Source organism: Micromonospora sp. RTBAU3-60 (assembly GCF_054963695.1).
The window spans coordinates 30,212-55,962 of sequence record NZ_JBUEGB010000002.1 but is presented as its reverse complement, the minus strand read 5'-3'; the positions used below and the strand labels follow the sequence as shown (position 1 = coordinate 55,962).

Here is a 25,751-nt window from a genome sequence, read left to right as displayed (position 1 = left end):
CCCCACTCCTCACTCTCACCAGGCCCGACGGGCCAGGTGCTCCTCCACGGCGGGCAGCAGCCAGGCGTCGACGTGCCCCAGTCGCGCGCCCGCCTCCGCCTGCCGGTCCCGCAGATAGCGCGCCGCCAGCTCCACCAGGTAGAGCACGGCGACCAGGTCGGCGTGCCGGCCGTCCTGGTCGAACGGCGCCAGCGTCCGGTCCGCGCCGGCGAGCAGCGCCCGCGCGGCCTCCGTCGGATCCAGCCCGTCGTGACCGATGGCGGTCTGCACCGCCCGGTGCAGCGCGTCGTAGCCGCACGGCACGTCCGCCTCGAACCGCTCCCAGTCCCAGACCAGCACCCGGCCGTCGGCGAGCACCGCGCTGTTGCCGCCGTTCCAGTCACCGTGCCAGGCGCCGAAGGCCACCGTCGGGTCGGCGTCCGCCACCGTCTTCAGCACCGCGCGCAGCCGCTCGGCCTCCGGGCGCGCGCCGAGCGCGTCCACCGCGTCGGACAGCCGGGCCGCATGGTCACTGCCGGCCCAGGACCGCCGGCGTACGCCCAGGCAGCCGGCGACCGTGACCATGGCCGCCCGCTCGGCCGCCTCGGCGGCGGCCGGGGTGGCCCGGGGCAGCCGCACCGGCAGCGCCTCCTGCACCAGCAGCGCGTGCCCGTGCCAGTCGCCGTGATGCCGTACGCCGGCCACGGTGACCGGCCCGAGCGGCAGGTCGGCCAGCCGGCGCAGCGCGGCGGCCTCCACGTCGACCAGGGCGCGGGTCAGCGGGTCGACGCCGAGCTTGGCGTACCCGAGGGCCCGGCCGTCCGGGGCGAGCAGTTGCAGCACCGGCTTGCGGTTGGCCCGGGCGGGCCCGATGTGCATGCTGACCAGCGCCGGGGTGCCGAGCACCTCGGCCAGGTACGCGTCCAGCCCGGCACCCGTCACCGTCAGCCGGTCGCGGAACACCAGCGGCCCCAGCCCGAGCCGGAACGCGGTGGCCAACCCCTGCCGGACCAGCCGGGCCTTGCGGCCGACCGCCTCGGTGGAGTGCCGCACGGCGCTCGCCGCCGCTCGGCCGGAGCCGGTCGGCACCAGCAGCCGCGGCCGGGCCGCCGAGGGCACCACGACCCAGCCGGAGCCCCCCTTGCGCAGGGCGGGTTCGGCCGGCTCGGGCCAGATCAGCCCGGCCAGCTCACCCAGGTACGCGGCGCGGCCGTCGCCGTCCGGAGGTACGCGGAACACCATCAGCGGTCACCGGCAGCTTCCAGTCGGGCCCGCAGCCCGGCCACGGTGCCCTGGTGCGGTGCCGACGCGAGGGCCCGGCGGAGCCGGTCGTTGCGGGCGAGCAGGGCGACCGAGATCAGGCCGTAGGCGAGGGTGGCTTCCAGCGCACCGTAGGTGAACTGGAAGAAGAGCATGAGGATCAGCACCAGACTGCCGGCGACCCCGATCGCGCTGTGGTCGCGCCGGTAGCGCCAGAGGCAGTAGAGGAAGAAGCCGTTGTAGCAGAGCGCGCCGACGTAGCCCTGGCCGACCAGCAGCGCCCAGAGCTGGCCGTTGCTGCCCAACTCCCGGTTGCCGCACTGCTTGCAGTCGTCGGACTTGCCGATGGCGATGGACCGGTTGCTGCCGATCAGCGCCCGGTTGCCGCCGTAGCCGAGGACCGGCGAGTGGTTGGCCGCGGTGATCGCGCCCTCGGACAGGGTGGTGCGGATGTCGTCGCTGTGCCCGTTCTGCAGCCGCTCGTCGAAGGTGCGGCCGAGCGGGGTGGCGATGATCAGCACCCCGATCAGCCCGACCGCCAGGGCGAGCCCGCCGAGCACCGCCATCCGGCCGCGCAGGGCGAGCCGGACGGCCACGTACACCGCGGCGATGCCGAGGCCGATCCAGAGGCCCCGGTTGAGCGAGTAGATGATCGGGAAGATCGCGGCGAGGGCGATCGCGACGCCGAGCACCCGGCGCAGCGGCCGGCCCAGCACCACCCAGCCGACGATCAGCCAGATCAGCAGGATCGCCGTGTTCTCGCCCCACGAGTTGGTGTACGTGAACGGCGCCGACGGACGCGGTGAGCTGGCCTCGCCGGCGATCACCTGCTGGACCTGGGCGAACTTGACGTTCATCAGCGAGGCGACGTAGGACTGGTTGGCGATCGAGTGGGGCAGGATGAACCGCAGCGGCGCGACGAAGCCGAGGTTGGGGAAGAGCGAGCCGAGCCAGCCGCCGATCACCACGACGACTCCCATGAACCCGAAGAGCCGGACCACCCGCCGCCGGGACAGCTCCCGCTCGCTCAGGTTCAGCACGTAGAGCATGACCACGGTCATGGCGACGAAGTTCGCCAGCCGGATGCCCCAGCCGATGTAGCGACCGGCGCCGCCACCGGGCGGGAGTGTGTTCGGCGCGGTGAGGCCGAGCACCAGCACGGAGAGCAGTAGCCAGAGCAGCAGCACCAGCCAGATGCCGAAGCCGGGCGGCACCCGGATCGGACCCCGGCGGCGCAGCTGCACGACCATCGGCACGGCGAAGATGATGAAGACGAAGCTGGACACCCCGAGCGCCCACCACAGCGGGTAGAGCACGAAGAGCGCGATCAGCGGCCACGCCACCGGCAGCCGCAACGACGAGCCCTTCGGCCGCACCGGGGCCGGCGCGAGTCGCGTGCCGCCGGGCGCGGGGACGTCCCCGTCGACCGGGGCCGACCCGCGGGCGGGGCGGTGCGGGGTGACCGTACTCATCTCACGGTGACCTTGGCGGTGGTCGGCGCGTAGATCACCCAGGCGTTGCCGGGCTGCGGGTGCATCAGGTCACCGCCGCCGTCGGCGATGGTGCAGACCATCTCCAGGCCGGGCTTGCGCCACCGGCCCTTCGCGCTGGACGGCCCGGAGACCGCGACGACTGCGCCCTCGCCGAACACGTTAGCCGCGGGGAGCGACCGGGGTGACGGGTGCCGGACGTCCAGCGTCCGGTATTCCATGGTCAGCACGATCACCGAGGCGGCGGTCACGCTCACCTTGCCCACCTTGCTCACCCAGAGGGACTTCTGCTGGTCGTACCGCCAGACCATGGGTGGGCCGCCGGAGACGGTGACGGTCAGCTCGGCGGCCGGGACGAGGTCCCGCGAGGCCAGCGCGGCGCCGTCGACCGCGTGGTCGAGGGCGGGCGTGGGCGGCTGGCCGCCCTTCGGCGCGGCCTTCCACAGGGCGCCGGTGGAGGTGTGGTCAGCGTCGAAGACCTTGGCGCCGTCGCCGCCCGGGGTGACCCCGGCCAGGCCGGACTTCTCGAACTGGCTGAGGAAACCGGTGGGGCCGCCGGTGTATCCGACGAACGGGCGCAGCACGCCGATCGACCGGATGTCGACCGGACGGATCTCGGTGACCGGGCCGATGCGGGAGGCGTCCCGGGACTGGAACACGGCCGTCAGGTGCAGCGTGTCGGACTCGGCGAACTCCGCGTAGACCAGATCGGCCGCGTCCAGCCCGGCCGGGGTGGTCGACGGGGTGACCCGCAGCGGCACGGAGACCGCCTGCCGGGTGGCCACCGCCGCGGCGGTCACCGGCAGGCCGGTCAGCGGCGCGGCCGGCAGGCTCGGGGTCGGGCTCGGCGCGGGCGTCCCGGCCGTACCCGGGTCGACCACGTCGACGCTGCCGGCGGGGGGCTGCGGCTCACTGCAGGCGGCGCCGAGGCCGACCACGAGGGCCGGGGCGAGGGTGGCGCGGAGCATCTGCCGGCGGTTCACCCCAGGTCCTCGCCGCGCTCGAGCGCGTACCCGCGGCCCGGCCCGTCGGTGGTCGGGCTGTCGCCCCGTGACCGGTACGTGCCGGAGTTGCCGTTGACCGGCACCGGCTTGCTCGCCGCCGACGGCTTCGCCGTACCCGCGGCGGAACCCGGGTCGGTGGGCCGCATCCGGGGCAGCACCATGGTCGACTCGGCGGAGGGGCCGGGGGTCGGCCGGGGCTTGGGCCGGTTGGCCGGGGCGGCCGGGCGGCTGGTCCCGCCGCTCGGCACGGGCAGGCGCGGCGCCAGCACCGCGCCGATCACCGGGGCGTTGACCTGCTCGAACTGCTGGAGTGCGGCGGTGATCTCACCGCTGCGGGTACGTCCGCTCTCGGCCACCACGATCACCGCGTCGACGTACCGGCCCAGGGCCTGGGCCTCCACCGCGACGGTGGGCTGGGCGGTCTCGATGAGCACGTGATCGAAGCGCGCGGACAGCTCGCCGAGGATCTCCAGCAGGCCGGCGACCGGCAGCTCGGTCTCGGCGTCGAGGTCGCCGGGGACCAGCACCCGGAGCTGGCCGAGGCCGGGCACCGGGGCCAGCGCCTTGAGCGCCGGCACGTCCCGGCGGAGCACCGAGGCCAGGTTGTGCCGCCCCTCGGCGACCCCGGTGATGCTGCTCAGCGCCGAGTTCGGCTTGGTGGTGACCAGCGCGACCTGCTGGCCGGTCCGGGCGTACGCGGCGGCCAGGTTGGCGGCGACGAACCCGGCGGCGGTGCCGGCCGAGCCGTCGCAGAGCAGGAGCTGACGCCCCCGGCCGCCGCCGCGCGGCTCGGGCACCGCGGACAGCAGCACGTTGCGCAGCCGACCCAGCTCGCGGGAGATCTGGTGGCCGGCGGGCAGCATCGTCAGCGAGGAGGCACGCGCCGGCAGCTCCAGCAGCAGCGGCAGGCCGACCCGGTCGGAGATGTCCCGGCCGCGGCGCACCCGGGTGTCGAGCCGGTCCAGCACCAGCGCCAGCACGATGCCGAGCAGCAGGCCGGCGCCCATGCCGCTGGCCAGGTTGAGGGTCCGGTTGGGCGAGCTGGGGCTCTGCGGCAGCCGGGCGTCCGAGATGATCTCGCCCGGGTCGGTGTCGGCGGAGAGCAGCGGGCTCAGCCGGTTGTTCAGGTTGGCGAGCTGGTTGGTCAGCACGCTCCGGTCGGCCTCGGCCCGCTGCCGCTCGACCGAGTTGCTCGGCGCTGCCGCGATCCGCCCGGCGACCGCGCTGAGCTGCTTGTTGACGTCCCCGATCTGCTGCTTCAAGGCGGCGGTCTCGTTCTCCACCGTCTTCTGGGCGGTGGCCTTGCGCAGGTCCAGGTACGCCTGGGCGAAGGCGTGCGAGCCGGCCTGGGCCTGGGCGGGGCTGTCGGCCTCGTAGGCCACCTGGAGGACCTGGCTGTTCGGCGGGACGTTGACCGCCACCGACTGGACGAGCTCGTCGGCCGGGGTGCTGCTCTTCATCAGACCCTTGGCCCGCTCGGCGACGACCAGCGAGCGGACCACCTGCGCCTCGGTGTCGAGGTTGACCTTGGCGTTGGGGTTGCTCTCCCCGCCGGTGCTCAGCGGGCGCACCAGCAGGGAGGTGCTCGACGTGTACCGGGCGTGCTGCAGCTGGCTCACCGCCAGCCCGCCCGCCGTGCCGAGCAGCGCGGCGAGGAGCAGGATCCACCAGCGGCGGCGCAGCCAGCCCAGGTAGGCCATCAGGGCAAGACCGTCGGAATCGCTCTCGGCCAGGTGGGGTGAGGGCATCAGAGTCTGTCGCTCCCTTTCGACCGAGCCGGGCAGTCCACGGCACAGCTGGACGTGACCGTGGCCTTGAGTGTCCCCGATCCGGACGATGAGGAAAAGTCTGCGCCCGTTCCGGTAAGCCTGCCCAGGTGTACGTAGCCCGCGTAGACATGGTCGGTCATCCCTGACCATTCGGGCAGTTCCCCCCGACCTGCCCCCGGGATTCGGTGTCGGTGACGGCTCCTCGTCCGGTGCGGTGACGGAATCCTGACACACCCTCGCCGCCTCCGGTGGCCCGGCCCGTGGCGCCGGTGTCACCTCGGCTGACCTGGCCGGTCCCGGCCTGAGCGGCTCCCAGCGGTGGGATTCCCGGACTGGCCCGACCGGCGGGTGGAGATCCGTCCAATGGCCCCTTCAGTTGTCCACCTCCGCGCCGATAGGTTGTCATGACGCGTCCGAGGGCCCTTCGCGGAAATCCGGACGTGTTCGCGGCGTACGGGGAGGAAAGCTTTGGTGAGCGGGTCAACCGAGGGCTCGGGACAGGTCCTGCTGGTCGGCTCCAGTGGCGGGCATCTCGCCCAGCTCCTGGCGTTGGAGCCCTGGTACCGGGACCGGCACCGGGCGTGGGTCACCTTCGACACCCCGGACGCCCGTTCCCTGCTCGACGGCGAGGACGTGGTCTGGGCACACCACCCCACCACCCGGAACGTGAAGAACCTGGTCCGCAACGCCTTCCTCGCGCTGGCGGTGATGCGCCGGCGGCGGGTCGACGCGGTGGTCACCACCGGCGCCGGGGTCGCCCTGCCGTTCGTGGTCGCGGCCCGGCTGCGCCGGATCCCGACGATCTACATCGAGGTGTACGACCGGATCGACAGCGCGACGCTGACCGCCCGGCTCTGCCGTCCGTTCCTCTCCGCCATGCTGGTCCAGTGGGAGGAACAGCGCCGCATGTACCCGGAGGCGACCGTCGTGGGGAATCTCCTGTGAGCGCGAGGAGTGAGCCGGTTTTGCGAGCCCCGCAGTCGCGAACGAAGGTGGTGCTGTGAGCGCGCACATCCCCCGGCCGCGCGACGGCCGCGACTCGGCGCCGTACGTGCTGGCCGTGGTCGGCACCGACGTGCACCGGTTCGACCGGCTGGTGGACTGGCTGGAGCGGTGGCACGCCGACCGGGGCCTGGTCCGGGTCGTCCTCCAGTACGGCCACAGCCGCACTCCGCGCCTGCCCGAGGCGACCCCGTTCCTCGGCCACGAGGAACTCCAGCGGGCCATGGCCGAGGCCACCCTGGTGGTGAGCCACGGCGGGCCGGCCACCATCACCGAGGCCCGGCGCACCGGGCACCTGCCGATCGTGGTGCCCCGGGACCCGACCCACGACGAGCACGTCGACAACCACCAGCAGCTCTTCGCCCGGCGGCTCGGCGCGGCCGGGATGGTCCGGCTCTGCGAGACCGAGGCCGAGCTGGTCGCCGCCCTCGACGAGGGCCTGGCCGACCCGGCCCGCTTCACGCTGGCCGCCGACCCGGACCGGCCCGACCCGCGGGCCGAGGCGGTGGCACGGGTGGGCCGGGTGATCGACGACCTGGTGGCCCGCCGGGTCCGCCAGCGCGCCGGTGGGTGGCGGCGGTGACCGCCGCGGCGGACAGCCCGCGCGTCCTCTTCGTCGGCGGCCTCGGCCGCAGCGGCTCCACCCTGCTGGAGCTGCTCCTCGCCCAGAGCTCGGACGTCTGCGCGGTCGGCGAGGTGGTCCACCTCTGGGAGCGGGCGCTCGGTGCCGACGAGCGGTGCGGGTGCGGCGAACGCTTCACCGCCTGTCCGTTCTGGCGGCAGGTGGGCGAGCACGCCTTCGGCGGCTGGTCCGCGGTCGACCGGGACGAGGTGCTGGCCCTCAAGGACCGGGTCGACCGCACCCGGCACATCCCCTGGCTGGCGAAGAGCTCTCTGTCGCTGGAACAGCTCGCCGACGTCCGGGAGTACGCCTCCCACTACACCCGCATCTACCGGGCGGCGCTCGCCGTCACCGGGGCGCGGGTGGTGGTCGACTCCAGCAAGCACGCCTCGCTCGCCTTCGCGCTGCGCTGGGCGGAGGGGCTCGACCTGCGGGTGCTGCACCTGGTGCGGGACAGCCGGGCAGTGGCCTACTCCTGGGGCAAACAGGTACGCCGACCCGAGGTGGTCGACGGCGAGGACTTCATGCCCACCTTCTCCCCGCTGGCGGTGAGCAAGCTGTGGACCGCGCAGAACGCCGCGTTCCACCTGCTCGCCGCCCGGGCCGAGGTGCTCCGGCTGCGCTACGAGGACTTCACCGCCGACCCGGCGGGCACGGTCCGCCGGCTCCGCGAGTTCGCCGGGCTGCCGGACGACCCGGCGGCCCTGCGTATCCTGGCCGGCACCGACGCGGCGCAGGGCGATGCGGAGCCCGTCGCGCCGTTCCGGGCGCACAGCATCGCCGGTAACCCGCTGCGGTTCAGCGACGGTCCGCTGACCGTGCGGCGGGACGAGGCCTGGCGCACCCGCCTGCCGCGCCGCAGCCGGGCCGTGGTCAGCCTGGCCACGCTGCCCTTCCGAGTCCGCTACGGCTACCTGGGCCAGCGGGGATCCGATTCCGTGGAGGCGTCCTCTTGAGTGGTCCGAGCATTTCCGTCGTCGTACCGACGCGGGACCGTCCGGAGCTGCTGCGCGCGGCGCTCGACGCGATCCTCAGTCAGGCGCACCCGGGCCTGATCGAGGCCATCGTGGTCTACGACCAGTCCGAGCCGGACCGGTCCCTGGAGCTGGACCGGGGCGACCGGCGGGTCCGGGTCATCAGCAACACCCGTACGCCGGGGCTGGCCGGGGCGCGCAACACCGGCATCGAGGCGGCCAGCGGCGACCTCGTCGCGTTCTGCGACGACGACGACGAGTGGCTGCCCGGCAAGCTGGCCGCGCAGCTCGGCGCGCTCGACCTGCACCCGGACGGCGCGCTGGTCAGCTGCGGCATCCGGGTCAGCTACGACGACCGCACGGTGGACCGCGCGCTGGACCGGTCGCGGGTGTCCCTGGAGGCGCTGCTCCGCGACCGGCTCACCGAGCTGCACCCGTCCACGTTCCTGATCCGGCGGGCCGCGCTGCTCGACGGGATCGGGCTGGTCGACGAGCAGATTCCGGGCAGCTACGCGGAGGACTACGAGTTCCTGCTCCGGGCCGCCCGGTACGCCCCGCTGGTCAACGTGGACAGCCCGTACGTGCTGGTGCGCTGGCACAAGCGGTCCTACTTCGCGCAGCGCTGGGAGACCATCTCGACGGCGTTGCAGTGGCTGCTGCGGCGTTATCCGGAGTTCGCCACCGTGCCGCACGGCGAGGCCCGGGTGGCCGGCCAGATCGCCTTCGCGCAGGCCGCCATGGGCAACCGGCGGGACGCGGTGCGCTGGGCGCGGCGCACGCTGGCCCGCAACCCGCGGGAGCCGCGCGCCTACCTGGCCTTGGCGGTGGCGAGCCGGGCCGTGCACGCCGACCGGGTGCTGCGTACCCTGCACAAGCGCGGCCGGGGCATCTGACGCGTACCCGAAACGGGCGGGCGACCAACCGGTCGCCCGCCCGTTTCCGATGCTGTCCTCAGGCCACGCAGAAGGACTTCCACGCCTGGATGCTCGGCTGGTCGAGCAGGCGGAAGTCGCCCTGGCTGACCACCTGGTTGTAGTACGCCACGAACTCGGGCCGCTGCCCGTTGAGATAGGTGGTCATCGCCCGGATCCACGCCGCCCGTCCCGAGCCGGAGTCGCCGGGGACCAGGTCGCTGCCGGTCTCCGCGACCCCCCAGGGCTTGCCCAGCGCCTTGGACTTGCTGATCATCGCGCCGTAGATCTCCTGCGGCGGGGCGTACCGCTTCCACTTGACGCCCCAGTTGTAGCAGTCCCAGCCGAGCGTCTCGATCACGTCACCGCCGGGGTAGAAGGCGTCGAAGCTCCGCCCGGACTTCGGGTCGAGCGTCCAGCACATCAGGATGAGCGTGTTGATCAGCTTGGGGTTGCCCGCCTGGTCGGCCAGGCCGGCGACCCGCTTCCAGGCCGACCGGTACGCGGCCGGCGTGAAGGCGCCGCGCTCGACGTCGTCCTCCGGCTCGTGGAAGTACGACCAGTAGACGTTGTGCTCGCGCGGGATCGAGGCGAACCAGGAGGCCAGCCGGGTGTCGTACTTGCCGGAGTTGATCTCCTGGGGGGAGGCCTTGAAGGAGACGACCACGGTCCGGTCGATCACGTCGGCCCGGCTGCCCTTCCAGGCCGGCGGGAGCCCGGGGAAGAAGATCCGAGCCATTCGCAGCCGGCCGAAGGTCCGGTCGGTGCGGGCCAGCGCGCTGCCGAAGCTCTCCCCGTTCTGCACGCCGATCGAGGCGCCGGGCAGGGTCAGCCGGGTGCCGGTGAAGCCCGGGGTCGATCCGGTGGAGGCCGACGGCGACGCGGAGGGACGGCCGCCGAGCCCTTCGGCGGCGCTCGGCTCGGCGGTGCCGGGCGTGCCGGTCGGGGCGGCGGTGGGCGCCGGCCGGCCGGGCTGCGCCACGCCCTGGCGGTCCGTCGAATCCGGACGCAGCGTCGCGACGGCCACCCCGCCGCTCGCCACCGCCAGCACCACCGCCGCCGCGACGGCCACCCGCCAGCGCCGCCGGGAACCGCCGGGCGGCGTGGGCGTGGGCCCGACCGAGGGCGGCCCCGGCCGGTCGGGGCCACCGCCGGCGGGCGGCACGGCCCGTGGGTCCTCGGACCAGCCGGACTCGTGGGGCGCCGGATCGGCCGGCGCGGCCCAGTCGGGAGCCGCCGTGCCGGACCAGTCCGCTTCCTGCGCGGGAGCCCCGGTGGTGGACCAGTCGGCTTCCTGCGCGGGAGCCGCCGCGTCGGGCCACTCCGCTTCCCGGGCGGGAGCCCCGGTGGTGGACCAGGCGCCGGTCGGTTGTTCGGCCCACTGCTGGTCGCGGTGGTGGTCGGTGGGGCCGGGCCGGGCCTCCGTGGCGGAGTCCGGCCACGGCAGCGCGGGCCGGGCCTCGGCCGGCGGCATCGGCGCCGCGGCTTCCGGCGCCGCGCCCGGCGGCCAGGGCAGGGCCGGCGCGCCCTGCTGGCGTGGGATGTCCTGGCCCGGCCACAGGCCGGTCGGCTGCCCGAAGGCGTTCTGCTGGTCTCGCTCGGCCGGCATGACCCTCCCTGGCTGGCGGCCCGTCTCGGGGCGCAGGTCGGACGCGTTTTACCGCCCGAGACTATCGCCCGGTCACCTGGGCCGTGCGTACCGCGACACTCAGCCGAACGCCTCGGCGGTTCTGCCGGTGACGGCCGAAGCGGGCATCTCGACCCCGGTGCGGGCGATCGCGGCGAGCAGCCGGTCGGCCAGTTCCGGGCGGCAGACCACCAGGTCGGGCAGGCGCGGATCGGGCCGGTTGTAGCGCAGCGGCGAGCCGTCGACGCGGGACGCGTGCATCCCGGCGCCGAGGGCGACCGCGACCGGTGCGGCACTGTCCCATTCGTACTGGCCGCCCGCGTGGACGTACGCGTCGACCTCGCCGGTCACCACCGCGCACACCTTCACGCCCGCGGAACCCATCGGCACCGCCCGGGCACCGAGCAGCTCGACCAGCTCGCCGACGAAGGCCGGGGGACGGCTGCGGCTCACCGCGATCCGGATCGGCCCGTCTGCAGCCGGCGGGGTCTGGCTGCCGGTGCCGAGGATGAGCTGTCCGCCGTCCGGCCTGGTCCGGGCCGGCATGCCCACCGCGCCGGCGACCAGCCCGCCGTCCGGCCCGGCCGACCGCCGCCAGAGCGCCACGTGCACCGCCCAGTCGGTCCGGCCGGCCTCCGAGAACTCCCGGGTGCCGTCGAGCGGGTCGATGATCCAGACCCGTTCCGCGTCGAGGCGGGCCGCGCGCTCCCCGGCCGACCAGGCCCGGCGGGCGTCGACCTGCTCCTCGGAGAGGACCGCGTCCGTCGGGCGCCAGCGCCGCAGCGCGGTGGTCATCAGCTCGTGGGACGTGCGGTCGCCGGCGTCCTTCAGCGCCGCCGGGTCGGCGAAGCCGCGCCGGTCCCGCAGCGCGGTCAGCGCCGCGCCCGCCCGCCCGGCCAACCATTCCGCGAAGGCCTGGTCGTCGAGCTGACCGGTTCCGTCCTGGGCCACGCGCCTCACCACCTCGTCCTGGGCCGACAGCGACCTGCAACCTTCGGCGGTCCGGCCCGCCGACACCAGCGGAGCGTCCGATGTACGACAGCTAGCGAGCCCGATTCGGATCTTCGATGCCGCCGATGGACGGATCGACCGCCCGCATGTTGAACTTCGCGTGTATGCCGGTCGGAGCGGCCGGACCAGGCCCTAGGCTCGTGCGCATGACCGCCGAGCAGCTGATCTCCTTCGCCCGTGGCGCCCCCTCGCTGGACATCGTCGATGTCGAGGGGCTCAAGGCCGCCGCCGTCCGCGCGTTCGACGCCGATCCCGCCGGGATCACGGCGTACGGCACCTCCGTCGGCTACCCGCCCCTGCGGAAGTGGATCGCGGAGAAGCACGGCGTCGAGGCCGACCAGGTGCTGATCACCAACGGCTCCCTCCAGGCCGACGCCTTCCTCTTCGACCACCTGGTCCGTCGCGGCGACGCGGTGGTGGTCGAGCGCCCCACGTACGACCGGACGCTGCTCAACCTCCAGCAGATGGGCGGCGAGATCCACGGCGTGTCGATCCAGCCGGACGGTCTGGACACCGCCGAGCTGCGCAAGCTGCTCGAATCCGGGGTGCGACCCCGACTGGCCCACGTCATTCCGAACTACCAGAACCCGGCGGGCGTGACCCTGTCCCTGGAGAAGCGCCGGGAGCTGCTGGACCTGGCCGCCGAGTACGGCTTCACGATCTTCGAGGACGACCCGTACGCGGACATCCGGTTCCGGGGCGAGCCGCTGCCGTCGATGCTGTCGATGGACACCCGCGGCGTGGTGGTGCACGCCTCCAGCTTCACCAAGACGGTCTGTCCGGGGGTTCGGGTCGGCTACCTGGTCGGCCCGCCGGAGCTGATCGCCGCGATCGCGAAGAGGGCGACCAACCTCTACATCTCGCCCGGCATGGTCTCCGAGGCGATCGTGCACCAGTTCTGCGTCTCCGGGGAGATCGAGCGGTCGATCCAGACGGTGCGGACCGCCCTCGGGGAGCGGGCCCGGGTGCTCGCGGAGTCGCTGCGCCGGCACCTGCCCGAGGCCCGGTTCGTCGAGCCGGACGGCGGCTACTTCCTCTGGGTGGAGCTGCCGGAGGACGTCGAGGTCGACCGGCTGGCGCCGGCCGCCGCGGAGCGCGGGGTGGCGGTGGTCAAGGGTAGTGACTTCCTGCTCGACGGCGGCCGGCACGCGCTGCGGCTGGCGTTCTCCGCGGTGACCGCGGACCGGATCGACGAGGGCGTCCGGCGGCTGGCCGAGGCGGTCGCCGCCGTCCGGGCCTGATTTTCTGTCGGGTTTCCGACAATAAGGCCCTGCTGGCCGGCTCAGCACTCCCGCTGGACCGGCCGGCGGCCCACAATTCTGCGAGCGCCGTTCGCCTGTCCATGACGGGTCCGTTGCCCGGGGAGCCGCACTCGGCCCCCGTCCGGGCCGCCGGCGCGCGCAGCACAACTCCCGCCCCCAAAAGGTGCCGGGTGGGCCGTGTCGCCCCTCACCCCCCTGACGCGGCCGGCCCGCCCGGCGCCACCCACCGGCCTCCCGCGGCAACCCGGCCCGTGACGCCGGTCGCAGCCGCGCCGCCGTCGCCGGCCGCCCGGACTGCGATTCGCCCCGATCGGCGTAACCTGCAAGCCGCAGCACCGTCGGAAGGGGGCGAGATGACGGACCGGGTGGCACGCGAGCGCACCGCCGGGCAGAACGGCGGGCGGATGATCAGACCACGGGCCTGGGCGGCGCCGGTACGCGCCATGTCCCGCATCCTCAACGCCGACGGCTCCCCCCGGGCGCCGGAGCCGGCCGACACCGGCCGCAGCGGGATCGTGGACTGCGGCCTCTACGTCGACGGGAAGCGCCAGTCCGGCGAGTGGCGCTACGCCGACGCGCTGGACGCGGCCCGCAAGGAGCGCAACGCCTTCGTCTGGCTCGGCCTGCACGAGCCGGAACTGGACGAGATGACCGCGATCGCCGCCACCTTCGGCTTGCACGAGCTCGCCGTGGAGGACGCGGTCAAGGCCGAGCAGCGGCCCAAGCTGGAGCGCTTCGGCGAGGTGACCTTCCTGGTGCTGCGCACCGCCCGCTACTGCGAGCACGCGGAGCTGACGGAGAACTCCGAGGTGGTGGAGACCGGCCAGGTGATGCTCTTCATCGGGCCGAACTTCGTGATCAGCGTCCGGCACGGCGACGCCTGCCGGCTCGCCCCGGTCCGCGCCGACCTGGAGGAGAAGCGGGACCTGCTGCGGCACGGACCGTGGGCCGTCGCGTACGCGGTCACCGACCGGGTGGTGGATCTCTACCTGGAGGTCGCCGACCGGCTGGAGGACGACCTCGACGTGCTGGAGGCGGACGTCTTCGACCGGCAGGGCAGCGGGCGGATCCAGCGGATCTACCAGATGAAGCGGGAGCTGGTGGAGTTCAAGCGGGCGGTGGCGCCGTTGCAGCGTCCGCTGCTCACCCTCACCTCCCAGGTCAACCGGGAGGTGCCGGAGGAGATCCGGCGCTACTTCCGGGACGTGCAGGACCACCTCAGCCGCACCGTCGAGCAGGTCACCTCGTACGACGACCTGCTCAACTCGATCCTGCAGGCGCGGCTGGCCCAGGTCACCGTCGACCAGAACAACGACATGCGAAAGATCGCGGCCTGGGCCGCCATCGCCGCGGTGTGGACCGCGATCGCCGGCATCTACGGCATGAACTTCCACAACATGCCGGAGCTGGACTGGACGTACGGCTATCCGGGCGTGTGGGCGCTGATGCTGCTGTCGTCGTTCACCCTCTACCGCTGGTTCCGCCGCAACGGCTGGCTGTAGCCGTCCCGTACCCGGACACCCGGAAGCGCCGGCCGCGCGGCCGGCGCTTCCGTCACCGGATCAGCGGCGACCGCTGGACTTGGCGGTGGTGTTCTTCCCGCCGTTCACCGCCTTGCTGACGTCGACGGCCGGGCGGCCGGAGGTGTCCCGGGCGCCCTCGGCCACCGAGGGGACCTTGTCGGTCGGCTGGATGACCGGCTGGCTGCTGGACGTGGCGGTGGACGCGCTGCCGCTGCTGGCCACCGCAGAGCTGCCGGCACCGGTCGGGCCGGCCTGGGTCACCTTCGCGGTCGGATCGGGGGTCTCCACCACGATGGTGTCGACGTCCTCGCGCATCGGCTCCAGGCTGCCGGTGGGGTCGTACTCGGCCCACTCCTGCTGCTCGCGGCGGCGGCGCATGGCCATCGCGCCGGCCAGGCCGGCGACGGCGCCGGCGGCGAACAGGCCGGTCATCATGCCCCGCGACCTCTTCCGCTTCCTGGCGGCCTTGACGTTCTTCGCCTTGGCCTTCCGGGTCACCGCGGCTTTCCGGGCGGCGGCCTTCCGGCCGGTCACCGCCTTCTTGCCCGCGGCCTCGGCCTGCGCGTTGCGCACCGCCAGGACCAGCGGCGCGAGCGCGGCCGCCGTCGAGGCGAGCCCGTCCGACGCCCGGTCCCGGACCATGATCGCGGTGGGCGCGGCGGCAGCCCGGGCCGCCTGGACCCGCGGGCCGACACCCTTCGCCGCATGCGCCGCGGCCTGCCTCAGGTGACCGATGCCCTGGTTCAGCTCCGCCTTCGCGAGCTGCCCCTGGGTCCTACGCCGCCCGATTCCAAACACGGTCCCACCTCCTGGGAGTTGTTCCTCCGTCATCCTCCACCTTCGGATGCCTCCGCAGGGCCAGATCGGGCACATGGGAGGATCCGCATGGAACTGACCAACAAGTGAGGAGTACCCGTGGCCGAGGCTGTCTACGCCACCTTGCACACCAACGCTGGCCCGATCCGGCTGGAGCTCTTCCCGAACCACGCGCCGAAGACCGTCCGCAACTTCGTCGAGCTGGCCGAGGGCACGAAGGAATACATCGACCCGCGGACCGGCCAGCCGGGCAGCGGGCCGTACTACAACGGCACCATCTCGCACCGCGTGATCAGCGGGTTCATGATCCAGATGGGCGACCCGACCGGCACCGGTCGCGGCGGACCGGGCTACAAGTTCGCCGACGAGTTCCACCCGGAGCTGCGCTTCGACCGGCCGTACCTGCTGGCGATGGCGAACGCCGGGCCGGGGACCAACGGCTCGCAGTTCTTCATCACGGTCTCCCCGACGCCGCACCTGAACAACCGGCACACCATCTTCGGTCAGGTCGCCGACGAGCAGTCGGCGAAGGTCGTGGACTCGATCGCGAACACGCCGACCGGCCCGAGCGACCGGCCGCTGCAGGACGTGGTCATCGAGCGCGTCGAGATCGAGCAGAAGCCGGCCTGAGCTCCGTCCAGGTACCTTTGCTCGCATGACTGAGCGCTCGGGGCAGGCAGGTGACGCGACCCAGGGGCCGGTGCCGACCACTCCGGTCTGCTACCGCCACCCCGATCGGGCGACGTACGTCCGGTGCACCCGCTGTGACCGGCCGATCTGCCCGGAGTGCATGCGGGACGCCTCCGTGGGGCACCAGTGCCCGGAGTGCGTCAGCGAGGGACGCCGTAGCGTGCGGCCGGCGCGTACCGCCTTCGGTGGCGGTGCCGCCGGCCGCCAGGGCTACGTGACGAAGACCCTGATCGCGCTGAACGTGCTGGTCATGGTCCTGTCCATCGCCTCGGCCCGAGGCGGGGACGCGGCCTTCGGCGGCTCCGGCTTCGGCGGTCTGATGGGCGGCTCCACCCCGCTGACCGACTGGGGCGCCGTGCTCGGCCAGGCGATCCTCCCCGACGGCTCCGTCGGCGGGGTCGCCCAGGGGCAGTGGTATCGCCTGGTAACCGCGATGTTCCTGCACTACGGCCTGGTGCACCTGCTGCTCAACATGTGGGCGCTCTGGGTGCTCGGCCGGTCCCTGGAGGCGGTGCTCGGCCGGGTGCGCTTCCTCGCGCTCTATCTGATCGCCGGGCTCGGCGGCAACGTCGCGGTCTACCTGTTCAGCCCGGTCAACCAGCCGTCGGTAGGCGCGTCGACCGCCATCTTCGGCCTGTTCGCCGCGCTTTTCGTGATCATGCGACGGCTGGGCCGGGACACCTCGGCCATCGTGCCGATCCTGGTGATCAACCTGATCTTCACGTTCACCGTGCCGGGCATCTCGATCGCCGGCCACCTGGGTGGCCTGGTCACCGGGGCGGTGATGGCGCTGGTCCTGGCGTACGCGCCGCGGACGCGGCGGACCGCGTTCCAGGCGGCGGGCGGCGCGATCCTGCTGGTCGCGCTCCTCGGGTTGATCCTGGTCCGCACCGCGATGCTCACCGGCTGAGCGGGCGCCGGCCGCTCGAACCGGCCGGGTCAGTGCGGCGCGGCGGCGCGGGCGGCCCGCAGCGCCTCGGCGACCTCCTCCGGCGGCGCGTCCAGGTCGTACCGGCCGAACAGGTGCAACGACTCGCCCGCGTCGATCTCCAGCGTCTCCGCGGTCAGCCCCCGCCGGGTACGCCGCTCCACCCGGATCGCCTCCACGGCCGGCCAGGGCAGCCGCCGCCGGCCGGCGAAGCCCCGGATCACCGTGACGCCCTCCGCGTCCAAGGCCAGCCGGACCGGCGCGACCACATCGCGTAGCCCCCAGCCGGCCAGCACGGCGGCGGCCAGCCCGGCGAGCACGAGCTGGACCCGATCGCCGTCGGCGAAGAGCAGGCCCAGGGCGACCAGGACGAGCGCCCCGACCAGCTTGGCCGCCGGCAGGACCGCCGGCACCCGCCACTGCCGGGTCGAGGGCGACTGTGGAATCACCGCCTCAGCATGCCAGCCGACCCGGCCCGGGCGCGACGGACGGGCAACCGGGGGGAGGACGCCCGGCCGGGCGAGGACGTAGGATCGAGGCAGCCCAAGTTACCGGGGAGTAAACATGAGTGACGCGGTCATCGTCGGTGCGGTACGGACCCCGGTCGGGCGACGCAAGGGCAGCCTCGCCGGCGTGCACCCGGTCGATCTCTCGGCGCACGTGCTGCGCGCCCTCGCCGAGCGGACCGGCATCGACCCGGCCCAGGTGGACGACGTGGTCTGGGGCTGCGTGTCCCAGGTCGGCGAGCAGTCGTGGAACGTCGCCCGCAATGCCGTCCTCGCCGCCGGCTGGCCCGAGTCGGTCCCCGGGACCACCCTCGACCGGCAGTGCGGGTCGAGCCAGCAGGCGCTGCACTTCGCCGCCGCCACCGTCCTCTCCGGCCAGGCCGACCTGGTGGTCGCCGGTGGCGTCGAGTCGATGACCCGGGTGCCGATGGGCTCCAGCGTGGCCGGCGGGATGCCGTTCAGCGCGGCGATCCTGGAGCGCTACCGCGGCGTCGACGGTGTCGCCGCGGACAGCCCGCTGCCGTTCAACCAGGGCGTCGGGGCCGAGCTGATCGCCGAGCGGTGGCGCTTCTCGCGCAGCCAGCTCGACGAGTTCGCGCTGGCCAGCCACGAGAAGGCGGCCGCCGCGCAGGACGCCGGGGCATTCGACCCCGAGCTGGCGCCGGTGGCCCTCGCCGACGGCGGCAAGTTCACCGCCGACGAGGGCATCCGCCGGGACACCTCGCTGGCCAAGCTCGGTGAGCTGGCCACCCCGTTCAAGGCCGACGGCGTGGTCACCGCCGGCTCCGCCTCGCAGATCTCCGACGGGGCCGCGGCGCTCGCGGTCACCACCAGCGAGTGGGCCAGCCGGCACGGGCTGCGCCCGCTGGCCCGCGTACACACCGCCGTGGTCGCCGCCGACGACCCGGTCACCATGCTCACCGCCCCCATCCCGGCCACCGCCAAGGCGCTGCGCCGCGCGGGGCTGGGCATCGAGGAGATCGGCGTGTACGAGGTGAACGAGGCGTTCGCCCCGGTGCCGCTGGCCTGGCTGGCGGAGACCGAGGCGGACCCGGAGCGGCTCAACCCGCGCGGCGGGGCGATCGCCCTCGGCCACCCGCTCGGCGCGTCCGGCGCCCGGATCATGATCACCATGCTCCAGCACATGCGGGACAACGGGATCCGCTACGGCCTGCAGACCATGTGCGAGGGCGGCGGGATGGCCAACGCGACCATCGTCGAGCTGCTCTGACAGTCCGTCCGGCGGCATCGACCGGCACCTCGCCGGCAGCGGCCGTCGGGCCGGGCCGGATGTCGGACAGCGAGTGCGATTTGCAACTGTGGAAGTTCCAGAAATCGGGAGTGACCCATATCACCCCTGGTCACATGCTCGTTGCATCTTGCATGGACGTGTTCTCGCGAACGTTCCTTCCGGCCGCCGCCGAGACCGGCCTGGCGACCCAGACGGTCAGCCGGCACATGCCGATCTTCCGCCGGTGCGTGGGCTCCGGCGACGCCACCATCCTGGTGACCCGATGCAGCCGCCCCGACCACCCGGTCGGCGGCGAGTACCTGATGCTCCTCACCCACCGCCGCCTGGTGGTGACCCAGCAGACCCGGGTGCTGCACCGCCTGCGCCTGCACCTCAACACCGAACTGCGCGAGCTGAGCAACGTGACCTGGAGCCCCGACCCCCGGTCGCACAGCGTCGAGCTGGCCGCGACCGCGATCGACGGGGTGCGCGAGCGGTTCCTCATCCGTACCCATCACCCGAAGCAGGTGTGGCAGGTCGACGCCCTGCTCAACCACGCCTTCCGGACCCGGCTCCGGACGTCGGCGGAGCGACTGGTCGCCACCATCGGCGAGCCGCCGGTCGGCACCCGGCCAACCGTGTTCCGCCCGGCGCCGGTGCGCTGACCGGGTCCTTACCGAACCCGAACAATCCCTGACGTCCCGGTCGGGCACCGGTCGGTAATCATTGGCCGGTGACCGCCGACACCGCGCAGCGCGGGCTCGTCCTCGTGGTGGAGGACGAGCCGGCCATCGCCGACCTGGTCCGGCTCTATCTGGCGCGGGACGGGTTCGGCGTACACCTGGAGCGGGACGGCGCGGCCGGGCTGGCCGCCGCGCGGCGGCTGCGCCCGGTGGCCTGCGTGCTCGACATCGCGCTGCCCGGCATGGCCGGGACCGAGATCTGCCGGCGGCTACGCGAGGCCGGCGACTGGACGCCGGTCATCTTCCTCACCGCCCGCGACGACGAGGTCGACCGGATCGTCGGCCTGGAACTGGGCGCGGACGACTACGTGACGAAGCCGTTCAGCCCGCGCGAACTGGTCGCCCGGGTCCGGGCGGTGCTGCGCCGGGCCGCCGGGCCGCCCGCCGGGGCCGAACAGCCCCGGGTGGTGGGCCCGGTCACCCTGGACCCGGCCCGCCGGACCGTCACCGCGGCCGGCGTCCCGGTCCAGCTCACCTCCACCGAGTTCGACCTGCTCGCGCACCTGATGGCCCGGCCCGGCCGGGTCTTCACCCGGGAGGAACTGCTGGCCGGCGTCTGGGGGTACGCCGCGCACGCCGGCACCCGGACGGTGGACGTGCACGTGGCGCAGGTGCGCGCCAAGCTCGGCTCCGCCAGCGTGATCCGCACCCACCGCGGCGTCGGGTACGCGGCCGATGCCTGAGCACGCCCACCAGCCCACCGTCGCGCTGCCGGTGCTCGGACCCCGCCCGGCCCCGCCCCGGCGCCGCCTCGCGCACACCCTGACCGCTCGCGCGGTGCTGGTCACCTGCGCGGTGGCGCTGGTGTCGGTGCTGGTCACCGCGCTGGTCGCGGTCCCGCTGGCGGTACGCGGGGTGGAGCGGCGCGACCAGGAGGCGCTGGCCGCCCAGGCCCGGCTCGCGGCCGGTGTGCTCCGGGTCAGCGCGGCTCGGCAGCGGGACGCCGCCGGGGAGCGGCTGATCCGCCAGCTCCGCCAGGAGGACATCGACGTGTACCTCATCCGGGCCGGCCAGGCGGACCGACCCGGCCTGCCCCGGCAGGTGGTGACCCGGGTGTCGTCCGGGCGGGACGTCTCCGGCCGGCGGCTGGTCAACGGGAAGCGGGCGCTGGTCGAGGGACGGGCGCTGCCCGGCGGTGACGGGCTGGTGCTGACCCGGGCCACCACCAGCGGACCCTGGCGGCAGGTGCTGCGCGGCCTCTGGCTGCCGCTGCTCGCCGGGCTCGCCGCCGGGGTGGTCGCCGGGCTGCTGCTCGCCCGCCGGCTGGCCCGGCCGATTCGCACCGCCGCCCGGGCCGCGACGCGGCTGCGCGGCGGGGACCGGGCGGTCCGCGTACCGGTGGAGCCGCCGGACGAGGTGGCCGACCTGGCGTACGCGCTGAACGGGCTGGCCGCCGCGCTGGCCACCAGCGAGGGGCGGCAGCGGGAGTTCCTGCTCTCCGTCTCGCACGAGCTGCGCACCCCGCTTACCGCGATCCGCGGCTACGCCGAGGCGTTGGCCGACGGGGTGATCGACGCGGACGCGGTGCCGGCGACCGGGCGCACCATGCTCGGCGAGGCCGAGCACCTGGACCGGCTGGTCGCCGACCTGCTGGCGTTGGCCCGCCTGGAGGCCGCCGACTTCCCGTTGGAACCGGGCCCGGTCGACCTGAGCAGGCTGGCCGCCGACGCGGAACGGACCTGGTCCGACCGGTGCGCGGCGGTCGGGGTGGGGTTCCGGGTGGAGACGCCGGGCGGGCCGGTGCCCGCGTACACCGATCCGGGGCGGATCCGGCAGGTCGTGGACGGGCTGCTGGAGAACGCGCTGCGGGTCGTACCGCCGGGGGCGCCGATCGTGCTCGCGGTCCGGCCGGCTGGCGCGGACCCGGCCGCCGGCGGCGTCGTCGAGGTCCGCGACGGCGGACCCGGCTTCACCGACGACGACCTGGCCGTGGCGTTCGAGCGCGGCGCGCTGCACCAGCGGTACCGGGGGGTGCGCAAGGTGGGCAGCGGCCTGGGTCTGGCGCTCGCCGCCGGGCTGGTCCGCCGCCTGGGCGGCGACATCGCCGCCGGGCACGCACCGGAGGGCGGCGCGGCCTTCACCGTCCGGCTGCCCGGTGATCCTTACCTGACCCGAACATCCGCCTGACGGTCCGCTCGTCCGCCCGGGCGAAACTGACCGCAACCACGGACGAGAGAGGACAACCGATGGCACGTCAGGGAATCGTCACCGGCGTCACCGCGCTGCTCGCGGCGGCCGCGCTCGGCCTCACCGGCTGCGGCCCGGCCCAGGTCGCGGAGGGCGCGGCGAAGGAGACCGCGGTCGAGGTGGCCGCCGCCATGGGGGCGGACGGCCAGGCGCTGGCCGCGCTCGGCTTCGACGCCGCCGACCTGGACGTCGACCCGGTCGCCGCCCCGGCGCCGTCGGCCTCCGCCTCGGCCGGTGAGCAGGCCGGTCCCCAGGACAAGCGGGGCGAGCGGGGGGAGGAGTGGCGGAAGCGGCACCGGGCCCGGGTGCTGCTGCGGAAGAACACGCTGCACGGCGAGGTCGTGGTGCAGACCAAAGACGGGGGTACGCGGACCGTCGCGGTCCAGCGCGGCCAGGTGACCGCCATCGACGGCCAGCAGATGACCGTCCGGTCCACCGACGGCTTCACGATGACCTGGACCTTCGGCGACAAGCTGCGGGTCGTCGAGCGGCGCACCACCGTGCAGCCGAGCGACATCAAGGTCGGCACGACGATCGGCGTGGCCGGCGCCAAGGACGGCGACAACGGGGTGGCCCGGCTGATCGTGGTCCCGGTCAAGCAGTGAGCCGGGGTGTCCGGGCCGGCGCGTCGACCGCGCCGGCCCGGACGCCGTTTCTCAGTAGACCCGGGAGCCGATGAAGTCGGCGTGGCCGTAGCCGACCGGGTTGGTGTACGACCGGGACTCGAAGGACCACTGCTGGCGGGTGCTGGTGGAGCAGGTGGCCAGCCGCAGCCGGGGGGTCCCCAGCAACGGGTTGTCGAGGCCGACGCAGAGGTCGGTCGCGCCGGCCGGCTTGAGCTGGTTGCCGGCGAAGACGAACTTCTGGTTGGGCCCGCCGTGGCAGTCGTAGATGTTGACCGTGGTGCCGGCGGTCAGCGAGCCGCCCGTCACGTCCAGGCAGCGGTCGTGGGAGAGTTCGGAGTGCAGCGACTGCCGCACCGGGTCGTACCAGAAGCCCTGGTTGCGCCCGCCGTGGCAGGCGTACGACTGCTGGACGGTGCCGTTGCGCGAGTCGTACCCCTTGCCGTCCACGCAGGTGCCGGTGGCGGCGTTGCGCAGTTGCTTGAACGCCAGCAGCCCGTCGACCAGCACGCCCTGCCCGGTGCTGGCCGGGTCCACGCAGGTGGCCTGCTGCTGTCCGGAGTTCCAGAACTGGGTGATGCACCGGGCGAACATGCCGTGCCCCCGGTAGTTGGGGTGGAACGACTGCCGGGCCGCGTTCTCGTCCCAGATCCCGACTTCGATGTAGAGGCCGCGGACCGAGGTGTTGTCGGTGCACACCTCGTGACCGTGGAAGAGCCGGCTGGCGTCCAGGTAGCGGGTGCCGGTGTTGGCGGCGGCCGCGCGCAGCGCCGACTCGAACAGCGGCACGGCCTTGTTCCGGGCGAACGCCATGTCGGCCAGGTAGAGCAGGCAGCCGCCGGCGTACCAGCCGGGGAAGTCGGGATTGTCCTCGACGTCCGGGCTGCCCGGGCTCGGGTACGACATCAGCACCAGCTCGTAGTCGGAGCGCAGGTAGCCGGCGGAGGTCATGGTCTGGCGGATGGAGGTGAGGGCATCCTCGACCGCACGCCGGCTGCCGTCGGTGCGGACGGTCCACTGGTCGGTGTACGTCGGCCAGCACGGCCCCTGGAAGAAGACCCGGCGGATCGCGCAGTCGGTGGCGACCGGCCCGAACTGGATGGTGCCGTCGCCGTTCGCGCCGACGACCCCCCAGATCAGCTTGACGTGCGTGTTGCGCGCCTTGATCGCCAGGTAGTCGCCCTGGTTCAGCTCGTTGTGCTGGGTCGGGCCGCCGGCCATCAGGTGCCACGGGGTGGCGCCCGAGCAGGCCAGGTTGTAGCGCTCGTCGGCCGGGATGCCGGTGCGGAAGACGGCCTGGTCGTACGAGCGGTCGCACCAGTTGCCGTTCTCGTGGGTGCCGGGGACGTAGTTGCCCACCCCTTCCCCGGAGATCTCGCTGTCGCCCATGGTGACCAGGGCGGTCCGCCGCTGGTCCAGCGGCCGGAGGTCGGGGGATCCGTAGAGGGCGGTGGCTTCGGCGGCCCGGACGGTCTCCAGGGCGGCGGGGAGCGGCTGGACGGCGGGCCGGTCGACGGCGGCCGCGGGGGTCGCCGGTCCGACCAGCAGCGGTAGGGCGAGAGCGGCGGCGGACACGACGGCCAGGGTCCGCCGTCGGGTCGTCCGGCCGCGCCTGGCGGGGGTACCAAGCATCGACGCACTCCTTTCGGCTCAACCGTTCGACGTCGATTGAGTTACCAGACGGTAACCGAATGGAGACGAGATTGTGAATGTGTCTCGGAAACGTTGTGGACGCGTGCGGAAGCGGACCATTCCGACAGATCGGATCGGCCGTACGGTCGGCAGCGCACCGGCCGGGGGTTCAGGGTCGTCGAATTCCCTGCCATGCTCTGGTGACCTCGGCGACCAGCCAGGTTACGCTAGGCCCGACTTGCCATCGCCACCGTGGAGAACCCGTGAAGCTGTCGATCCTCATGCCGGTCTACAACGAGGAAGAACGCATCGCGGATGCCCTCAAGCAGGCGCTGGCGGTGGACTACCCGTGCGAGATCGAACTCGTGGTCGTCGACGACGGCAGCCGCGACGGCACCGCCGAGGTGCTCGGCCGGGTGGACGACGCCCGGTTGCGGGTGATCACCCACCAGCGCAACGCCGGCAAGGGCGCGGCGATCAAGACCGCCGTCGACAACGCCGAGGGCGACTACCTGGTCATTCTCGACGCCGATCTCGAGTACGACCCGCAGGACATCCCGCGGCTCCTCGAGCCGGTGCTCGACGGCCGGGCGACCGTCGTCTACGGCAATCGGACCTTCGGCAGCCACAGCGCCTACAGCTTCTGGTACGTGATGGGCAACAAGGGCGTCACCATGGCGGCCAACGTGCTCTTCAACTCCTACATCGGCGACCTGGAGACCTGCTTCAAGCTGATGCCGCTGGAGCTCTACCGCTCGCTGCACATCCGCTCCCGCGGCTTCGGGATGGAGGCCGAGGTCACCGGCAAGCTGCTCCGCCAGCGCATCCGCCCGTACGAGGTGCCGATCAGCTACCGCGCGCGGGGCCGCGAGGAGGGCAAGAAGATCACCTGGAAGGACGGCGTCGAGGCGATCTGGATCCTGGCCCGCGAGCGCGCCCGGCGCCGCCCGGTCGGCCCCGCCGCGTCCTGACCCTCGCCACACCGACGACACGGGACCCCGCCGCTCCGGCACCGGCCGGAGTTGCGGGGTCCCGTCGTTCTCGTCGCCGGATCCGCGCCCGCGTGCTCGCTCAGGCGGGGACCGGCGACAGGAACGCGTCGACCGACCGGCGCAGACCGGCCGCGTCCAGGCCGTGCCAGCGGTCGTGGTCCTCGGGGGTGCCGTAGCGGCGCAACTCCGACCGGCCCACCCCGAGGGCGAGCAGCCGGTGCGGCCGGTCGGCCAGCGCCGCGCCGACCACCCGGGCCGAGGTGCCCGCCAGGTACGGCTCGACCAGGATCACCTCGGCGCCGGCGAGGGCCCGCAGCCCCGCCGTGTCGAAGGGGCGCGGCCGATGGGTGTACGCCACGGTGACCGGCAGGCCGGCGACCGCCGCGAGGGCCTGGTCCAGCACCGGCCCGACCGCCACCAGCAGCGGCGCGCCCGGCCCGGCGTCGCGGACCACCCGCAGGTCGCCCGCGTCGGGGTACGCCCGCGCGTTGCTCTGGGTGGACAGCCGCACGTACGCCGAGTCCTGCCCGCACACCGCGTCGCGCAGCAGCCCCGGCACCTCGTCCCGGTGGCCGGGCACGTGCACCGTCCAGTCGTGCAGGGTGTCGATCAGCGCGACGTCCGCCGGACTCAGGTGGGTACGGCCCGCCGCCGCCCGGTCGTACGACGCGCCGACGCTGACCAGCACCGCCCCGACCCCCTGGTGGTCGAGGTCCAGCTTGATCTGCTCGTACGCCCGCTCCACCAGGAACGGCGCGTAACTGTGCACGATCGGCCGCTGTCCGGTCAGGGCGAGCCCGCCCGCCACGCCCACCATGAACTGCTCCCGGATGCCGACGTTGATGACCCGGTCCGGGTGACGCGCGGCGGCCGGCGCGAACGCCGCGGCGGAGATGTCGGCCAGGACGATGGCGGTCCGGGGGTCGTCCAGGAAGGCGGTGGCCGTGGCCACGAAGGTGTCGCGCATGC

The 25,751-nt window shown here is 73.7% G+C and carries 24 protein-coding genes; 14 read left to right on the top strand and 10 right to left on the bottom strand.

What is annotated here, in order from left to right; translation table 11 throughout:
- Nucleotides 1-15: 15 nt before the first annotated feature.
- Genes ACY34I_RS02425 through ACY34I_RS02410 form a run of 4 tightly spaced genes read right to left on the bottom strand, consistent with a single transcriptional unit; the run spans nucleotide 16 to nucleotide 5,481 of the window.
- Nucleotides 16-1,221, bottom strand: coding sequence for a hypothetical protein (locus ACY34I_RS02425; RefSeq protein ID WP_462752019.1), 1,206 nt, complete (start codon nucleotides 1,219-1,221; stop codon nucleotides 16-18).
- On the bottom strand, nucleotides 1,221-2,711 hold the full coding sequence (locus ACY34I_RS02420) for an O-antigen ligase family protein (RefSeq protein ID WP_462752017.1): 1,491 nt from the start codon (nucleotides 2,709-2,711) through the stop codon (nucleotides 1,221-1,223). The genes ACY34I_RS02425 and ACY34I_RS02420 overlap by 1 nt, the downstream gene beginning before the upstream one ends.
- Complete coding sequence (locus ACY34I_RS02415) at nucleotides 2,708-3,712, bottom strand: DUF3048 domain-containing protein (protein WP_462752015.1); 1,005 nt, start codon at nucleotides 3,710-3,712, stop codon at nucleotides 2,708-2,710. Before ACY34I_RS02415 ends, ACY34I_RS02420 begins: the two co-directional genes overlap by 4 nt.
- A complete protein-coding gene (locus ACY34I_RS02410) occupies nucleotides 3,709-5,481 on the bottom strand; it encodes a Wzz/FepE/Etk N-terminal domain-containing protein (RefSeq protein ID WP_462752013.1) in 1,773 nt (590 codons plus the stop codon). Before ACY34I_RS02410 ends, ACY34I_RS02415 begins: the two co-directional genes overlap by 4 nt.
- 489 nt (nucleotides 5,482-5,970) lie before the next feature.
- Here ACY34I_RS02410 and ACY34I_RS02405 point away from each other — a divergent pair, with 489 nt between their 5' ends.
- From ACY34I_RS02405 to ACY34I_RS02390, 4 genes are read left to right on the top strand one after another with little or no spacing between them, the layout of a single operon-like run.
- The gene (locus ACY34I_RS02405; protein ID WP_148797920.1) at nucleotides 5,971-6,447 is read left to right on the top strand and encodes a glycosyltransferase family 28 protein; all 477 of its coding nucleotides are present in this window, start codon (nucleotides 5,971-5,973) and stop codon (nucleotides 6,445-6,447) included.
- A 55-nt stretch (nucleotides 6,448-6,502) separates the two neighbouring features.
- Entirely contained in the window at nucleotides 6,503-7,087 is a 585-nt protein-coding gene (locus ACY34I_RS02400) for a glycosyltransferase (RefSeq protein ID WP_462752011.1), read from the top strand.
- A complete protein-coding gene (locus ACY34I_RS02395; protein WP_462752009.1) occupies nucleotides 7,084-8,082 on the top strand; it encodes a sulfotransferase family protein in 999 nt (332 codons plus the stop codon). The genes ACY34I_RS02400 and ACY34I_RS02395 overlap by 4 nt, the downstream gene beginning before the upstream one ends.
- A complete protein-coding gene (locus tag ACY34I_RS02390; protein WP_462752007.1) occupies nucleotides 8,079-8,993 on the top strand; it encodes a glycosyltransferase family 2 protein in 915 nt (304 codons plus the stop codon). Before ACY34I_RS02395 ends, ACY34I_RS02390 begins: the two co-directional genes overlap by 4 nt.
- Before the next feature lie 58 nt (nucleotides 8,994-9,051).
- Here the strand turns inward: ACY34I_RS02390 and ACY34I_RS02385 are convergent, their stop codons facing one another.
- Together ACY34I_RS02385 and ACY34I_RS02380 are read right to left on the bottom strand one after the other, a co-directional pair.
- A complete protein-coding gene (locus ACY34I_RS02385) occupies nucleotides 9,052-10,620 on the bottom strand; it encodes a glycoside hydrolase family 26 protein (protein ID WP_462752005.1) in 1,569 nt (522 codons plus the stop codon).
- A gap of 99 nt (nucleotides 10,621-10,719) precedes the next feature.
- Nucleotides 10,720-11,589, bottom strand: coding sequence for a 3'(2'),5'-bisphosphate nucleotidase CysQ (locus tag ACY34I_RS02380; protein WP_462752003.1), 870 nt, complete (start codon nucleotides 11,587-11,589; stop codon nucleotides 10,720-10,722).
- Nucleotides 11,590-11,795: 206 nt separating this feature from the next.
- Here ACY34I_RS02380 and ACY34I_RS02375 point away from each other — a divergent pair, with 206 nt between their 5' ends.
- Complete coding sequence (locus tag ACY34I_RS02375) at nucleotides 11,796-12,890, top strand: aminotransferase-like domain-containing protein (protein WP_462752001.1); 1,095 nt, start codon at nucleotides 11,796-11,798, stop codon at nucleotides 12,888-12,890.
- Nucleotides 12,891-13,264: 374 nt separating this feature from the next.
- Nucleotides 13,265-14,413, top strand: a complete 1,149-nt coding sequence (corA, locus tag ACY34I_RS02370; protein WP_148797913.1) for a magnesium/cobalt transporter CorA — start codon at nucleotides 13,265-13,267, stop codon at nucleotides 14,411-14,413.
- 60 nt (nucleotides 14,414-14,473) lie between these two features.
- On the opposite strand, the gene ACY34I_RS02365 is transcribed toward corA, so the two are convergent.
- Entirely contained in the window at nucleotides 14,474-15,265 is a 792-nt protein-coding gene (locus tag ACY34I_RS02365) for a hypothetical protein (RefSeq protein ID WP_462751998.1), read from the bottom strand.
- An 84-nt stretch (nucleotides 15,266-15,349) separates the two neighbouring features.
- Here ACY34I_RS02365 and ACY34I_RS02360 point away from each other — a divergent pair, with 84 nt between their 5' ends.
- A complete protein-coding gene (locus ACY34I_RS02360) occupies nucleotides 15,350-15,880 on the top strand; it encodes a peptidylprolyl isomerase (RefSeq protein ID WP_148797911.1) in 531 nt (176 codons plus the stop codon).
- Nucleotides 15,881-15,905: 25 nt separating this feature from the next.
- Nucleotides 15,906-16,850: a rhomboid family intramembrane serine protease gene (locus tag ACY34I_RS02355; protein WP_148797910.1), complete on the top strand. Its 945-nt coding sequence runs from the start codon at nucleotides 15,906-15,908 to the stop codon at nucleotides 16,848-16,850.
- A gap of 29 nt (nucleotides 16,851-16,879) precedes the next feature.
- Here ACY34I_RS02355 and ACY34I_RS02350 read toward each other — a convergent pair whose 3' ends face one another.
- A complete protein-coding gene (locus ACY34I_RS02350) occupies nucleotides 16,880-17,317 on the bottom strand; it encodes a PH domain-containing protein (RefSeq protein ID WP_462751995.1) in 438 nt (145 codons plus the stop codon).
- A gap of 115 nt (nucleotides 17,318-17,432) precedes the next feature.
- Here ACY34I_RS02350 and ACY34I_RS02345 point away from each other — a divergent pair, with 115 nt between their 5' ends.
- The 5 genes from ACY34I_RS02345 to ACY34I_RS02325 all read left to right on the top strand — a co-directional run bounded on the left by ACY34I_RS02345 (nucleotide 17,433) and on the right by ACY34I_RS02325 (nucleotide 22,140).
- Nucleotides 17,433-18,605, top strand: coding sequence for a thiolase family protein (locus tag ACY34I_RS02345; protein ID WP_148797909.1), 1,173 nt, complete (start codon nucleotides 17,433-17,435; stop codon nucleotides 18,603-18,605).
- 152 nt (nucleotides 18,606-18,757) lie between these two features.
- On the top strand, nucleotides 18,758-19,270 hold the full coding sequence (locus ACY34I_RS02340; RefSeq protein ID WP_148797908.1) for a hypothetical protein: 513 nt from the start codon (nucleotides 18,758-18,760) through the stop codon (nucleotides 19,268-19,270).
- Nucleotides 19,271-19,338: 68 nt separating this feature from the next.
- Nucleotides 19,339-20,031 (top strand): response regulator, encoded by a 693-nt coding sequence (locus ACY34I_RS02335; protein WP_462751993.1) that lies wholly within the window; start codon nucleotides 19,339-19,341, stop codon nucleotides 20,029-20,031.
- Nucleotides 20,024-21,475, top strand: coding sequence for a sensor histidine kinase (locus ACY34I_RS02330; RefSeq protein ID WP_462751991.1), 1,452 nt, complete (start codon nucleotides 20,024-20,026; stop codon nucleotides 21,473-21,475). Before ACY34I_RS02335 ends, ACY34I_RS02330 begins: the two co-directional genes overlap by 8 nt.
- Before the next feature lie 59 nt (nucleotides 21,476-21,534).
- Nucleotides 21,535-22,140 carry a hypothetical protein gene (locus ACY34I_RS02325; protein ID WP_462751989.1) on the top strand — a complete coding sequence of 202 codons (606 nt, stop codon included), beginning with the start codon at nucleotides 21,535-21,537 and terminating at the stop codon, nucleotides 22,138-22,140.
- A gap of 51 nt (nucleotides 22,141-22,191) precedes the next feature.
- Here the strand turns inward: ACY34I_RS02325 and ACY34I_RS02320 are convergent, their stop codons facing one another.
- Entirely contained in the window at nucleotides 22,192-23,790 is a 1,599-nt protein-coding gene (locus ACY34I_RS02320; RefSeq protein ID WP_462751987.1) for a ricin-type beta-trefoil lectin domain protein, read from the bottom strand.
- A 263-nt stretch (nucleotides 23,791-24,053) separates the two neighbouring features.
- On the opposite strand from ACY34I_RS02320, the gene ACY34I_RS02315 reads away from it, so the two are divergent.
- Nucleotides 24,054-24,761, top strand: a complete 708-nt coding sequence (locus tag ACY34I_RS02315; protein WP_264998485.1) for a glycosyltransferase family 2 protein — start codon at nucleotides 24,054-24,056, stop codon at nucleotides 24,759-24,761.
- Nucleotides 24,762-24,861: 100 nt separating this feature from the next.
- On the opposite strand, the gene ACY34I_RS02310 is transcribed toward ACY34I_RS02315, so the two are convergent.
- Nucleotides 24,862-25,749, bottom strand: a complete 888-nt coding sequence (locus tag ACY34I_RS02310; protein ID WP_462751984.1) for a transketolase family protein — start codon at nucleotides 25,747-25,749, stop codon at nucleotides 24,862-24,864.
- Nucleotides 25,750-25,751: the final 2 nt, after the last annotated feature.

What these genes read in the sequence shown, in the direction of transcription:
- ACY34I_RS02425 (WP_462752019.1), bottom strand. Translation starts at nt 1,221, where the DNA reads ATGGTGTTCCGCGTACCTCCGGACGGCGACGGCCGCGCCGCGTACCTG.
- ACY34I_RS02420 (WP_462752017.1), bottom strand. Translation starts at nt 2,711, where the DNA reads ATGAGTACGGTCACCCCGCACCGCCCCGCCCGCGGGTCGGCCCCGGTC.
- ACY34I_RS02410 (WP_462752013.1), bottom strand. Translation starts at nt 5,481, where the DNA reads ATGCCCTCACCCCACCTGGCCGAGAGCGATTCCGACGGTCTTGCCCTG.
- ACY34I_RS02385 (WP_462752005.1), bottom strand. Translation starts at nt 10,620, where the DNA reads ATGCCGGCCGAGCGAGACCAGCAGAACGCCTTCGGGCAGCCGACCGGC.
- ACY34I_RS02375 (WP_462752001.1), top strand. Translation starts at nt 11,796, where the DNA reads ATGACCGCCGAGCAGCTGATCTCCTTCGCCCGTGGCGCCCCCTCGCTG.
- corA (WP_148797913.1), top strand. Translation starts at nt 13,265, where the DNA reads ATGACGGACCGGGTGGCACGCGAGCGCACCGCCGGGCAGAACGGCGGG.
- ACY34I_RS02365 (WP_462751998.1), bottom strand. Translation starts at nt 15,265, where the DNA reads ATGACGGAGGAACAACTCCCAGGAGGTGGGACCGTGTTTGGAATCGGG.
- ACY34I_RS02355 (WP_148797910.1), top strand. Translation starts at nt 15,906, where the DNA reads ATGACTGAGCGCTCGGGGCAGGCAGGTGACGCGACCCAGGGGCCGGTG.
- ACY34I_RS02345 (WP_148797909.1), top strand. Translation starts at nt 17,433, where the DNA reads ATGAGTGACGCGGTCATCGTCGGTGCGGTACGGACCCCGGTCGGGCGA.
- ACY34I_RS02340 (WP_148797908.1), top strand. Translation starts at nt 18,758, where the DNA reads ATGGACGTGTTCTCGCGAACGTTCCTTCCGGCCGCCGCCGAGACCGGC.
- ACY34I_RS02330 (WP_462751991.1), top strand. Translation starts at nt 20,024, where the DNA reads ATGCCTGAGCACGCCCACCAGCCCACCGTCGCGCTGCCGGTGCTCGGA.
- ACY34I_RS02325 (WP_462751989.1), top strand. Translation starts at nt 21,535, where the DNA reads ATGGCACGTCAGGGAATCGTCACCGGCGTCACCGCGCTGCTCGCGGCG.
- ACY34I_RS02320 (WP_462751987.1), bottom strand. Translation starts at nt 23,790, where the DNA reads ATGCTTGGTACCCCCGCCAGGCGCGGCCGGACGACCCGACGGCGGACC.
- ACY34I_RS02310 (WP_462751984.1), bottom strand. Translation starts at nt 25,749, where the DNA reads ATGCGCGACACCTTCGTGGCCACGGCCACCGCCTTCCTGGACGACCCC.